Origin of the sequence: Mycobacterium sp. E2462 (genome assembly GCF_001672685.1) — a bacterium.
Taxonomy (GTDB): domain Bacteria; phylum Actinomycetota; class Actinomycetes; order Mycobacteriales; family Mycobacteriaceae; genus Mycobacterium.
On sequence record NZ_LZKC01000193.1, the window covers coordinates 13717 to 27061 of the forward strand.

Consider the following 13345-nt stretch of genomic DNA (forward strand, 5'->3'; position numbering starts at 1 on the left):
GCGCGGGGGTGGAGGTGACGCATGGGGCCCAAGAACACCAAAAGTGTGCCAGGTTCGTGGGGCGATCCGCGACCCGCGGCCATTCCCGGCATAGGCCCTCCTGTGCCGCCCGACCCTTCCGCTACCGGCGGCCTCCAAGGCGCCCTGGGAGGGGCCGGTAACGCCGGTGTTCCGGGTGACGCGTCAGCCGCCGAGGCGGCCGATGCTGATCGGAAAGCAAAGGCGGCGGACGCCGAAGCCAAATTCCCCGCGAACGAAGCGAATTCGTCGCAAGACATGCAGATGATCCAGCAAATGCTGCAAAGCGTCACCGGCGCGCTCGGCGGTGCGGTGGGTGGCGTCATGCAGCCGCTGACGCAGCTCCCGCAGCAGGCGATGCAGGCTATGCAGCCGCTGATGAGCGCGATCCAGGGCGGCGCGCACGGTGCCAGCCTGGCTGGCGACTCGCACCTGGTGGACAGCGTCAAACCGGACACCGGCCTCGGCGGCGGCGCGGGCGGGGGCGGCGCGGGCCTCGGCGGTGGCGGCACGACGCCGGCCAGTTCGCTGGGCCCACCGCCGGTGCCTAACTCCTCACCGCCGACGACGCCCGCCGGGGCGAAGACCCCCGCGATGCCGCCGGTCGGCGGCATGCCGACCGCCGGGGGCCAAAGCGGCATGGGTGGCATGCCGATGATGCCCCCGGGCGCCATGGGCGGCCACGGCGAAGGCGGCAATAAAGACAAGCCCGTCGAAAAGCGGATCTCGGCCCCCGGCGTGCCCAACGGGCAGCCGGTGAAGGGCCGCCTGACGGTGCCGCCGAGCAACCCCAACGGCAAAACGGGCGAGGCGAAACCGACCGTCGTCACCAACCGGCCCAGCCGGCGGATCGTCATCATGCCCAACGAAGACGAGCCCAAGGAGTAGCACCCACCCCCTCGCGGGGTGAGTGGTCGCGCACACCGGCGGCCGTTAGGGTCGCTGCTGAACAATCCGATTATTGACACCGCAACCGTCGATGCGTGCATGCTATGTAGGCGGCCGCGGCGACGGACAATAGCGCGGCCAACGGGTGGTTTTCAGGTGCGGCGCCGACTGGTGCCAGACGGTTTCAGGGTAGGGGAGTCGGTGACCGATCCGCTGAGGCGACAGGCGCTCGCGGCGCTGTCCCGCGGCCACCACCTGTTCTCGGGGCAGACCGCCGTTCCGACGATTGTCGGCGCCGACCGGGTCACCCCCGCACCGCACGACGGCCTGGCGCACCGTGCGACCGCACAGTCGACGGCGCAGCTGCGCCGGATCGCCGACAACGACCGCGCCCTCGCGCACATCGCCGCGTCGGCCCACACCGAACACACCGACGCCAAACTGGTGACGCGGACGCTCCTGGACGCGGCCCACGCCGACACCACCCCGGCGGTCGACACCCCGCTCGGCCGGCGCGAGGCCGCCGCCCGCATGGCCGCGCGATTAAGGCAGCAGCACCGCCACATCGCGGCGACCCACCGCCGCGCCCGGCTGCTGGCCGCGCGTCTGCGACGGCTGCGCTACCGACACCGGCAGGCTACGCCCGACGGGCACCTTCCGTCGGGGCGTGCCGGGGTCCTGCAAGCCATCCGTAAAGCGTTGGACATCAAGGGCATTCACGATCCAGCCGCGCGCGCCCGCTGGGCGCGCGGCATGGACCTGGTGGCCCGTCGCGAATCCAACTACGACGCTGGCGCCGTCAACGGTTGGGATGCCAATGCGGCGCGCGGCACGCCCAGCAAGGGCGCCTGGCAGTTCATCGGACCGACGTTCGCGGCCTACCACGAACCGGGAACGTCGTCGAACATCCACGACCTGGTCGCGCAGGCGTGCGCGTTCATCAACTACGCGAGGGGCCGCTACGGGGTGGCGGCTGACGCGTCCGATCTTGCCCTCAAGATTCAGCAGGCCGATCCGCGCCGGTCACCTAAGGGGTATTGAGCATGCCGCTGAGTTTGTCGAACCGTGACCAGAACTCGGGACATCTCTTCTACAACCGTCGCCTGCGGGCTGCCACCACCCGGTTCTCGGTGCGCATGAAACACGACGACCGCAAGCAGACCGCCGCGCTGGTGCTTGGGATGCTGCTGGTCGCCATCGCCTGCGGATGGATGCTGCTGCTCAATGTCCTCAAACCCACTGGCATCGTGGGGGAGTCGGCGATCATCGGCGACCGCGACTCCGGGGCGCTGTACGCTCGCATCGAGGGCCGCCTCTATCCCGTGCTGAACCTGACGTCCGCGCGGTTGGCGACCGGGCAAGCGGGACAACCGACCTGGGTGAAGCCCGCGGAAATTGCCAAGTACCCCACCGGCCCGTTGGTCGGCATCCCCGGGGCGCCGGCGGCCATGCCGGTGCACCGCGGCGCCATGTCGGCCTGGGCGGTGTGCGACACAGCCGGCCGGCCCCGCAGCGGTGAAAAGCCCGTGGTGACTTCGATCGCCGGCATGCTCGGCAGCGGCGAGCGCGCGGACCCGATGCCCGACGACGCCGGGGTGCTCGTCACCTTCGAGGGCAACACCTACGTGATCTGGGGCGGCAAGCGCTCACAGATCGATCCGGTGAACCGAGCGGTCACGCTGAGCCTCGGCCTCGACCCGGGAGTGACTGCGCCCGTGGAGATTTCGCGGGCGCTCTTCGACGGCCTGCCCGCCACCGAGCCGCTCGGCGTACCCGCCATCCCGCTGGCCGGCAGCCCGTCGACGTGGGTGTCGGGCTCACAGGTCGGGGCGGTGCTGCAGGCGCAGACCTCCAGCGGCGGCAAGCAGTTCTACGTGTTGTTGCCCGACGGCGTGCAGAAGATCACCAGCTTCGTCGCCGACCTGCTGCGCAGCGCGAACTCCTACGGCTCCACGGCTCCGCGCGTCGTCACGCCGGACGTGCTGGTCAACATTCCCGAGGTCAGTTCGCTGGCGGTCGACTACTACCCGACGAAGCGCCTGAATTTCGTTGACATCACCGCGAACCCGACGACCTGCATCGCCTGGGAGAAGGGCTCGACGGACCCGCAGGCGCGGGTCACCGTCTACAACGGCCGCGGCCTGCCCACGCCGTCGTACCTGGACAACCGGATCGTGCACCTGGTGCGCGACGACCGCGACCCGGCCTCGGTGGTGGCCAACCAGGTGCTGGTGTTGCCGGGCGCGGCGAACTTCGTGACCTCGACCAGCGGGGTGATCACCTCCGATTCGCGCGAATCGCTGTTCTGGGTGTCCGACAACGGTGTGCGGTTCGGGATCGCGTCCAACGAAGAGACGCTGCGATCCCTGGGCCTAGACACCGCCTCGGCGGTGCAGGCGCCCTGGCCGCTGCTGCGGACGTTCGCGGCCGGCCCGGCGCTGTCGCGGGAAGCGGCGCTGGTGGCCCGTGACACGGTGCCGGCGACGGGCAAGGTGGCTGTGGTGACGACATCGGCGAAACCGGGAGGCTAGAGATGTCCAAGAAGGCGTTTCCCATCAACCGGATGAAGATCGACCCCCCGAAACCCGTTCGGGTGGCGCCGAATTCGCCGATCGCATTGCCCGAGCGCGAGCCGCGCAACATCTGGGTGATGATCGGTGTGCCGGCGCTGATCGTGGCGCTCATCGGCACCATCGTCATGCTCTACGTGTCCGGGGTGCGGAGCCTGACCACCGGGTTCTTCCCGTTGATGGGCATCGGCGCGTTCAGCATGCTGGCGTTCTCCGGCCGATTCGGGCGGGCCCGCAAGATCACCTGGGGCGAGATGGAGAAGGGCCGCCGCCGCTACCTGCGCGACCTTGATGTCAACCGGGACGAAATCCAAACGGCGGTCTGCGCGCAACGCGAATGGCAGAACTCGGTGCACGCCGACCCGCGCGGCCTCGGCGCCATCATCGGTGGCCCGCGGATGTGGGAACGCGGCCGCAGCGACGCCGACTTCCTGGAGGTGCGGCTGGGCACGGGTGTGCAGCACGCTCCGGATTCGGTGCTGTCGGTAACGTGGCCCGACATCGCCTCCGACGAGGAACTCGAGCCCGTCACCGGACAGGCGCTGCGCGATTTCATCCTGGAGCAGCGCAAGATCCGCGACATCGCCAAGGTGGTGAACCTGCGCTCGGCGCCCGGCTTCAGCTTCGTCGGCGACGACCTGGACCGGCTGCGGTCACTGCTGCGCTCGGTGCTGGCCTCCCTCGCGGTGTTCCACAATCCGCGCGACGTCAAGCTGATGGTGGTGACCCGCAACCCCGAGGTGTGGTCGTGGATGGTGTGGCTGCCGCACAACCTGCACGACGAGCTGTTCGACGCCTGCGGCTGGCGGCGCCTGGTGTTCGCCACGCCCGAAGAACTCGAGGAGACCCTAGGCGCGGAGCTGCACATGAAGGGCAAACGCGGCGCCTGGGCGCCGATGGCGGCGGCCAGCCCGACCGCGATGGGCTCGGCGCTCGAAACCGGTTCGGACGGCGTCGATCTCGGGCCGCATCTGGTGATCGTCGACGACAACACGGGCAGTCCCGATGCGTGGGAGAGCGTCGTCGGCCAGGTCGGTAAGGCCGGGATCACGTTGCTGCGCATCGCCTCCCGCATCGGCACCGGGGTCGGATTCGCCGACGACCAGGTGTTCGAGATGGGCGAGCGGCACAGCCCGCTGCACGCGTCGGTCGACGGCCAGATGGGCATCGCCCGCAACGGTTTCGACGCCGACGGCGAGGACGGCCGCCCGGCCCCGCTGCTGCGGGTGCGCGGCAAGTTCTACGCCCACGCCGACCAGCTGTCGGTGCATCGCGCCTACCGGTACGCCCGGGCAATGGCGCGTTGGTCCCCGACCAGCCGCAGCGAGATGGCCGAATCGGCCGGCGGCGCAACCGAATTGCTGCGGGCGCTCGGCATCAGCGATCCCCGCGACCTGGACGTCGACCGGTTGTGGGCCGATCGCCGCGGCCGCGGCGACGAACGCTGGTGCGAGGTCCCGGTGGGCGCCAAGCCCAGCGGCGAGCTGCAGAACGTCATCCTGCGGGCGAAAGACTTCGGCGGCTTCGGCTTTCACTCCGTCGTCATCGGCACCAGTGGGTCGGGCAAGTCGGAGTTCTTCCTGTCCCTGGTGTACGGCATCGCGTTGACCCACTCGCCCGAGGCGTTCAACGTCATCTTCGTCGACATGAAGTTCGAGTCGGCCGCCCAGGACATCCTCGGCATCCCGCACGTGGTCGCCGCGCTGTCCAACCTGGGCAAGGACGAGCGGCACCTGGCCGAGCGGATGCGTCGCGTCATCGACGGCGAGATCAAACAGCGGTACGAGCTGTTCACCTCCGTCGGCGCCCGCGACGCCAACGACTACGAGGAGATCCGCCTCGCCGGGCGCGACCTGCCGGCGGTGCCGGTGCTGCTCGTCATCGTCGACGAATACCTGGAGTTGTTCGCCAACCACGAAAAGTGGATCAACCTCATCATCCACATCGGCCAGGAGGGCCGCGGCGCCAACGTCTTCTTCATGCTGGGCGGGCAGCGCCTGGACCTGTCGTCGCTGCAGAAGGTCAAGTCCAACATCGCTTTTCGCATCGCCCTGCGCGCCGAGTCCGGTGACGACAGCCGTGAGGTGATCGGGTCCGACGCCGCCTATCACCTGCCGTCCAAGGAAAACGGTTTCGCCCTGCTCAAGGTGGGGCCGCGCGATCTCGAGCCGTTCCGTTGCTTCTACCTGTCCGCGCCGTTCGTGGTGCCGAAGACCAAAGAGGTCTCGACCACCGTCGACATGACGCTGACCAAGCCGCGCCTGTACAACTGGCAGTACCAGCCGCTGGACGCCTCCGACGCGTCGGCGCTGCAGCAAGCCGCCGCGGTCGACGCCGAACCCGACGAATTCCTCTATCACGAGGACGGTTACAAGAGGAAGAAGATCGTCGACGTGCTGCGCGAGTCGCTGCAGAACGTGCCGCACCGGGCGCCGCGGCGGCCGTGGCTGGAGCCGCTGGAGGCGCCGGAGCCCGTCGACGTGCTGGTCGCCGGCTACCGCGGCAAGCCGTGGCACGCCGACTACGGGCGCAACGCGGGGCTGATGTTCCCCGTGGGCATCATGGACATCCCCGAGGAATCCAAGCAGGTGGTGTACGCGGTCGACGCGCTGCGCAGCAACGTCATCGTGGTCGGCGCCAAGCAGCGCGGCAAGACCACCACGCTGATGACGTTAATGTGTTCGGCCGCAACCATGTACAGCCCGGCGAGGGTCACGTTCTTCTGCATCGGCGGTGCCACGCTCGCGCAGATCGCCTCCCTGCCGCACGTCACCGACATCGTCTCACCGAAGGACGCCGAGGGTCTGGAACGGATCCTCAGCAGCATGGACGCGTTGATCGACGCCCGCGAGGATTCGTTCCGGCGGCTCAAGATCGACCTCGACGGCTTCCGGGAGCGCCGGTTCGCGCCCGGCAGCGACGGCCTGGGCGGCACCGACCCCAACGACCCGTTCGGCGACGTCTACGTGGTGGTCGACGACTACGACGATCTGTACACGCAGGACAACGTCGTCGGCGACCGCATCATCTCGCTCAGCAGCCGCGGCCCCGAGTACGGCGTGCACGTCATGTGCAGCGCCGGCGGCTGGATCCACGGCCAGCGCCAAAGCTTGCTGCAAAACGCCACGGCACGAATCCAATTGCGACTGGCCGACCCGAGCGAAAGCCAGATGGGGCACTCGTCGCTGGACTCCCGCGATGCGGCACGGCGGACGCTGAACCGGCCGGGCTTCGGCTTGACCGACAGCCTGCACGAGTTGCGCGTGGGCATACCCGCGCTGTCGGATCCCAGCACCGGCGCGCTGGTCAACATCGTCGACGTCGGCACCAGCATCGCCGAGGTGGCCGGGGTCACCAAACACGCTACGCTGCAACGGCTTCCGCAGCGTATCGAGCTCAAGGCGATCCTGGACTACGAGAAGGCGAACCGGGTCGCCGAGCCCCTGTCGATCGCCTACGCGATCGGAGAGCGCCACGAGCTTCGGCCGGTGCCGCACAAGCTCGAGGACAGTCCGGGCCTGATGATCCTTGGCCGGCAGGGCTGCGGCAAGACGCTGTCGCTGGTGGCCATCGGCGAGGCGATCATGAGCCGCTTCAGCCCCGAGGAGGCGCAGCTGACCCTGGTGGACCCGAAGACCGCGCCGCACGGGCTGCGCGACTTGCACGGGCCGGGCTATGTGCGCGCCTACGCCTACGACCAGGACGAGATCGACGAGGTGATCACCGCGCTGGCGCAGCAGATCATGCTGCCGCGGCTGCCGCCCAAGGGCCTGAGTCAGGAGGAGTTGCGCGCCCTCAAGCCATGGGAGGGGCCGCGCCACTTCGTGCTCATCGACGACGTCCAGGACCTGCGGCCGGACCAGAGTTATCCGCCCAAGCCCCCGGTGGGGGCCGCGTTGTGGAAGCTCATGGAACGCGCCCGGCAGATCGGTTTGCACGTGTTCACCACCCGCAACAGCGCGAACTTCGCGACGCTGCAAATGGATCCGTGGATGAGGTTCCAGAACTCCGCGAAGGTCGCGCAGCTCTACATGGACAATGACCCGCAGAACCGGATCAACCGCGCGGTGCGCGCCCAGGCGCTGCCGCCGGGCCGTGGCCTGATGGTGAGCGCCGACGGCGACGTCGAAGGGGTGCTGATCGGGTTGCCGTCCACGGTGGTGGTGCCCGCGCAGTGAGCGGCCGTTACAGCGGCGCGCTCTGCTCGGCCAGGTTGAGCATCAGGTAAGCCAGGCACATCAGGAAGTTCAGCACGACGAGGACGAGGCCGGCCAGCAACGCCGACCGCGCGCCACGCCGCTTCATCCGCTTGTATCTCGCGGTCCGCGATTCGCGGTCCAGTTGAAGCGCGATCAGCGCGAAGTTGACGTTGATCGCCTCGTGAGCGGCCAGCGGTGCGCCCGCGAGCATCTCCCGAAGGCGCTCGGGTGCCGTCCGGACGCCCACCCGCTCGAAGTGCTGGCACAGCCTGCGGGCGCGCCGCCGGGCCAGTGCCTGAGAACGCATGTGCAACTGATGCGAGAGTTGCCCTCGTTGGTCGCCCCAGGGGTTGGACGGGGTCATCACGATTGGGATTCTAAATCGCAACGGGCTGATTGCGGCGTGTCTGCACCAAAGTTGTTGCGCGCGGTCATTTCGTCGTCTCACCTCGAGTTTGCTCGGGCTCGGGCAGCCCGAGGTAGCGGTCGAGGTTACGGTGCAGATCGATCGCGCGCCGTTCCTCGCTGGAGAGCACCGGATGGGTGCACCCGGGTTGGTGCATACCGTGCTGCACTTTGGCTAGCACGCGGATCTGTTGTGTGAGAACGATGCCCGGCTCGGCATCGTCCGCCGCTGGCCGGACGTGCGTCGGCGTGGTGCGGGGCACGCCCGGTGGCCGCCGCGTCGTCAAGAACATGACCAGTTCCGCGCAGTCGGGATCGGGGCCCGGGCGCGAACACATGACGGTGAGGTGATCGGCAGTGGCGAGGAGCGTCATGGTGGGGAACACGTCGCACCGATGCAATCGGGTCATTCGGTTCGTGTCGGCCCACGACAGGTCGGCGACATGGCTCGCGGCGAACGCCCGCGTCCGCTGGGTGTCTTGCACCGTCTGGCCGGGCAGGCGCTCGTCCACCGGCAACGGCGCGCCCGGTGCGGCGCCCATCAGTGCGCCGTCTGCACGTGGGCGTCCCAGACCTCGCCGTCGGTGCGCGCGCCGTCGATGTGTGGGCTCGGCACGCCGTAGGGCTTGGTCGGATTTGCCGGTGTGCCCCCAGATCCGTTGCGACGCAGGAACATCGGGGCGCGTCGGTGTCCAGGTTGACGGACACCAGGCCTGCCCACGTGTCGACTCGGGCGGCCAGCAGCGGGTAGTCGGAGAGGTGCCGCGACCCGGAGCCCCTGCGCCCGGGCACCCGGATGAGCGCCCCGGTGACATCCCACGTCCACCCGTGGTAGCCGCACCGCAGTTCACGTAGGCCAGAACCGGATCCGGGGCACAGGGCATTCCCGCGGTGGCGACAGACATTCGCCGAAGGCGCGCAGCACCCCGTCGTCGCCGCGCACGATCAGCACGCCGAGCGGACCGCAGCGGTAGTCGAGGTAGTCGCCCGGCCGGGCGATGTGGTCGGCCATGCGCGAGCTGCCACACCTTCGGCCACAGCCGCTCGGCCTCGAGCGCGGGGGAGTAGTACCGCTCGGCCGGCACCAGCGCCGGCCGTCGCGGCGGGCTGCCGATCGTGTCCCGGTCGCGGACGGTGTCACCCCGGGCTGTGTCACGGCCGGGACCTCTAGCGCGCGCCGCGCACCAACCGGCCGGGCCGGGCCCCGGTGTCGACGTCGTCGCGGCGGGTGACGATGCCGCTGACGATGGTGGCCGCGTAACCGCTGACGCCCTGCAGGATGCGATTGCCCCCGGCGGGCAGGTCGAACGCCATCGCCGCCGGGTGCAGCCGCAACGCGTCCATGTCGATGACGTTGATGTCGGCCTTCTTGCCCGGCTCGATCGTGCCGCGATCGGTCAGCCCGAACAGATGGGCGGTGTCGCGCGCCTGCTTGCGGATGACGTACTCCAACGACAGCTTCTCGCCGCGGTGCCGGTCGCGTGCCCAGTGTGTCAGCAGGAACGTCGGGTAGGAGGCGTCACAGATCATGCCGCAGTGGGCGCCGCCGTCGGACAGGCCCAGCACGCCCGCCGGGTGCAGCAGCATCTCGCGGATGGCGTCATGGTTGCCGTCGCTGTAATTGAACAGCGGCAGCATCAGCATCGCCGTCGCGTCCGACTCGAGCATCAAGTCGTACAGGGTCGACAGCGGATCCTCGCCGCGCGCGGCGGCGATCGCGGCGACGGTGCGGTCCGGGGTGGGCTCGTAGTCCGGCGGGTCGCCCAGCGCGTAGAGCCGGCCCAGTGAGTACTGGACCATCGCGAACATGCCGTCGAACAACTGCGTCGGGTCGACGGGCAGGTCGTCCTCGGCCAGGATCGCGGCTTTGACCGCCGGGTCGGCCAGGCGCCGGGCGAGCTCGTCGCGACTCAGCTCGGCCTTGAGCCGGCGGTAGGTGGGGCGGTGGCTGAAACCGTGGTGCCCCTGGAACCCGATCATCATGCCGAAGGGTCGCGCGGCGACCTGCGGGTAGAGCCGGCTGCCCGCCGCGTGGGCCGCCGCGGAGAGCTCGAGCTGCTCGCGCCAGAGCTTCGGATCGGCGTCGACCTGGGTCAGCGCGAACGACACCGGCCGGTCGATCTCCCCGCTGAGCCGCCGCATCCACTCGAGCTCCTTCTTGGGGCCGATGATGTCCTCGCCGGCGGCGCCCTGGGGGGCGAGCTCGAACACCGCCTGCCCGCCGGCCGCCATCGCCCGCCCGAGGCCGAAGAGTTCGTCCTCGGCGGCGAACGTGCCCGGCACGGGTTCGCCGTCCATGGCGCGGTGCCCCATGGTGCGCGACGTCGAGAACCCGAGCGCGCCGGCCTCGATCGCCTCGCGGACCAGCCGGCCCATCGCCTCGATGTCCTCCGGCGTGGCCGGCTCGTTGCGGGCCCCGCGTTCGCCCATCGCGTAGGCCCGGACGGCGCCGTGGGCGACCTGGCTGCCCACGTCGATCGAGAACGCACCCTTGCCGATCGCGTCGAGGTACTCGGGATAGGTCTCCCAGCCCCAGGTGATGCCCTCGGTCAGCGCGGTGCCCGGGATGTCCTCGACGCCCTCCATCAGCTCGATCAGCCACTGCTCGTTGCCGGGCCGCACTGGCGCGAAACCGACGCCGCAGTTGCCGGTGACGATGGTGGTGACGCCGTGGCCGCTGGAGGGCTCCAACAGGCTGTCCCAGCTGACCTGGCCGTCGTAGTGGGTGTGGATGTCAACGAAGCCGGGTGCGACCACGCGGCCGGTGGCGTCGATGGTCTCGGCGGCCTCGCCGGACAGCTCGGGGTCCGCCGCGCCGCGGCGCACCACGTCGACGATTTTGCCGTCCCTGATGCCGACGTCAGCGAGGTAGCGCTGCGCGCCGGTCCCGTCGACCACTGTGCCGCCGATGATTTTCAGGTCGAACATGGGACTCCTCCTCGTCGAGGCTGCCGGCGTAGCGGCATTACGCTACGTCAGGGAGCGTAACTCGCGAGGGGAAACAGCAACAGGTTCGCGGCGGTGGCCGCTGGGGCGTTCGCCGCGGCGCTCAGGCGTTGGAGCTGGAGCGCGTCAAGTCCGTCCAGGTCATGGTGACGCTGGTGCCGTGCGGTGTGCGGTCGATGTGCAGGTCGTCGGCGAGAAGTTCCATGAGGGGGATGCCCCGGCCCCGCAGTTCCTGGCGGGGCGGCGCGGGGGAGTGCGACCGCCAGCGGCCGCGATCGATCACGGTGACCGCCAGGCGGTCGGAGTCTTCGTCGTACGCCGCGACGACGTCGACCGTCCCGCGGTGCACGGAGTTGACGTAGGCGAACTCCGCGGCGTTGGCGATCGCCTCGTTCACCGCGAGCAGCAGGTCGTTGAACCGTTCGGCGTCGAGGCTGAAGTGCCGTCCCAGCCACTGCCCGAACTCGGCCCGGGCGCGGGCGGCGCTGTGTGGGTCGGCGGCTATCCGCTTGCGGACGAAGCGGAAGCGGTCATCGCTGCTCGACACGTTATGCGTCTGATGATCCACGCGTCCCATCGTCTCCAGCTGCGCCCCCACGCGGTCGAGATCCCCCCATCAGTCGCGGCCCGAGCATCAACCGACGCCGGTGAGCGCGTCGTCGAGCGTGCTGTACAGCGACAGCACACTGTCGATGCCCATCAGTTTGATCGGCCTGCTGGTGGCCGCACCGTTGGCGACCACGGCGAACCGCGTCGGCGGCTCCGCCTCCGCTTGCGCGGTCACCAGGACCGTCATCCCCGCGGACGCCAGGAAGTCGACCTTCGACAGGTCGACGATCAGCGCCGCGGGCTTGTTGGCCAGCGCCGTCTGGATGGCGTCGGCCAGATGCGGCGAGCTGAGCATGTCCACCTCACCGGACACGGTGAGCACAACCGCCTGATCTACCTGGTGCTTTCCTACTTCAAAAGCCGTTGGATCGATGGAATCGCCGAGTTGTTCACCCATGGTCTATCACTCACAATCGGTCCCTCACGGGACACTGCTAACTACCGAACAGCCAATGTCAAAACCTGGGAGCTGTTGATTCAACCCCACGGCACACGCTTGCCTACGGAGGAGCTTCACCCCGTTGATCTGCGCTACTCACAGCAGATACCGCCACAAGTGTTTAGTCGATGGTAGGACACGCGGTGATCCCGCCTCAAAATGCTGAACGATTTCGGGCGCGGCGACGTACTCCGGATGTGTGTGCCGGTCACACGCCAAGCGGCCCTGGGCACCAGCCCCCGCCCGGGCGGCCGCCAGTCATTTCGTTCCCATTCCCCCCGCCTGGGCTGCGGAAACGGTAAAGGATGGTGGCCGTGAAACTCGATGACCGCGACGGTGAACCCGCGGACGAAACCGTCGAGGCCAGCCCCCCACCGCCGCCGGCGGGCGGCCTATTGCGCCGCCGCGCTGTGCTGGGGATGGGCGCGGTGGCCGGCATCGCCGCAGTCGATGTGGGCGGTTTCGCCTACGCCGGCGGCTGGTTGCGGCCGGACGCCCTCACGCCGGCCCGGATCGCCGACCGCTTCGAGCACGTCTACGGCCGTCACGCCGGCTTCCGGCGCAACCACGCCAAGGGACTCAGCGCGATCGGAACCTTCACCAGCTCCGGTGACGGCGCCGCGGTGTGCCGGTCGCCGATTTTCCGGCGAGGCAGCGTCCCACTCGTCGGGCGGTTCTCCCTGTCCGGCGGCCTGCCCGACCAGCCCGACAAGACCGACACCGTGCGCGGGCTCGGCCTGCTCTTCGGCGGGCCCGAGAGCCAGCAGTGGCGCACCGCCATGGTGAACATCCCCGTCTTCCCCGACAGCACGCCGCAGGGTTTCTACGACCGGCTGGTCGCGTCGAAGCCCCGCGCCGACACCGGCAAGGCGGACCCGGCGCTGATGGCCGCCTTCCTTGCCCGCCACCCCGAGACCGTCGCCGCCATGCAGATCATCAAGCGGACGCCGCCCAGCGCCGGATTCGCCGACACGGCGTTCCACGGGCTCAATGCCTTCCGTTTCACCAACGGCGCCGGCGCCACGGTGCCGGTGCGCTGGTCGCTGGTGCCTCAGGACGCGCCGGGCACCGCCGCGCCCGGCCAGGGCCGGGTGGCGTCGTGGGTCGGGTCCTGCGGCTCGCCGAGGGTCAGGATCAGGCGCCAGCTCACCGGCCGCGACGCCACCGTGCGGATGAGATCGTCGAACAGGTAGTCCCGGCCCTGGCCGGGCGCGGCGGTGCCCGGCGCGTCCTGAGGCACCAGCGACCAGCGCACCGGCACCGTGGCGCCG

General features: G+C 69.5%; 9 protein-coding genes and 1 pseudogene. 5 read left to right on the forward strand and 5 right to left on the reverse strand.

Going from position 1 to position 13345, the window contains the following annotated elements; translation table 11 throughout:
• Positions 1-21: 21 nt before the first annotated feature.
• From A5714_RS09575 to eccCa, 4 genes are all read left to right on the forward strand, one after another.
• The gene (locus A5714_RS09575; RefSeq protein ID WP_231975853.1) at positions 22-906 is read left to right on the forward strand and encodes a hypothetical protein; all 885 of its coding nucleotides are present in this window, start codon (positions 22-24) and stop codon (positions 904-906) included.
• A gap of 201 nt (positions 907-1107) precedes the next feature.
• Positions 1108-1947 (forward strand): transglycosylase, encoded by an 840-nt coding sequence (locus A5714_RS09580; RefSeq protein WP_068284804.1) that lies wholly within the window; start codon positions 1108-1110, stop codon positions 1945-1947.
• 2 nt (positions 1948-1949) lie between these two features.
• Positions 1950-3437 carry a type VII secretion protein EccB gene (gene eccB / locus A5714_RS09585; RefSeq protein ID WP_068284806.1) on the forward strand — a complete coding sequence of 496 codons (1488 nt, stop codon included), beginning with the start codon at positions 1950-1952 and terminating at the stop codon, positions 3435-3437.
• Positions 3438-3439: 2 nt separating this feature from the next.
• Complete coding sequence (gene eccCa / locus A5714_RS09590; RefSeq protein ID WP_068284808.1) at positions 3440-7654, forward strand: type VII secretion protein EccCa; 4215 nt, start codon at positions 3440-3442, stop codon at positions 7652-7654.
• 7 nt (positions 7655-7661) lie between these two features.
• On the opposite strand, the gene A5714_RS09595 is transcribed toward eccCa, so the two are convergent.
• The 5 genes and pseudogenes from A5714_RS09595 to A5714_RS09615 form a co-directional block, all read right to left on the reverse strand.
• Positions 7662-7922 (reverse strand): hypothetical protein, encoded by a 261-nt coding sequence (locus tag A5714_RS09595; RefSeq protein WP_068069860.1) that lies wholly within the window; start codon positions 7920-7922, stop codon positions 7662-7664.
• A 184-nt stretch (positions 7923-8106) separates the two neighbouring features.
• Positions 8107-9195, reverse strand: a pseudogene (locus A5714_RS09600) (aromatic ring-hydroxylating dioxygenase subunit alpha).
• 52 nt (positions 9196-9247) lie between these two features.
• Positions 9248-11008: an amidohydrolase family protein gene (locus A5714_RS09605; RefSeq protein ID WP_068284812.1), complete on the reverse strand. Its 1761-nt coding sequence runs from the start codon at positions 11006-11008 to the stop codon at positions 9248-9250.
• A 121-nt stretch (positions 11009-11129) separates the two neighbouring features.
• Positions 11130-11573: an ATP-binding protein gene (locus A5714_RS09610; RefSeq protein ID WP_068284820.1), complete on the reverse strand. Its 444-nt coding sequence runs from the start codon at positions 11571-11573 to the stop codon at positions 11130-11132.
• A gap of 87 nt (positions 11574-11660) precedes the next feature.
• Entirely contained in the window at positions 11661-12032 is a 372-nt protein-coding gene (locus tag A5714_RS09615) for an STAS domain-containing protein (RefSeq protein ID WP_068069832.1), read from the reverse strand.
• Between the two features lie 356 nt (positions 12033-12388).
• On the opposite strand from A5714_RS09615, the gene A5714_RS09620 reads away from it, so the two are divergent.
• A complete protein-coding gene (locus A5714_RS09620) occupies positions 12389-13267 on the forward strand; it encodes a catalase (protein WP_369829434.1) in 879 nt (292 codons plus the stop codon).
• Positions 13268-13345: the final 78 nt, after the last annotated feature.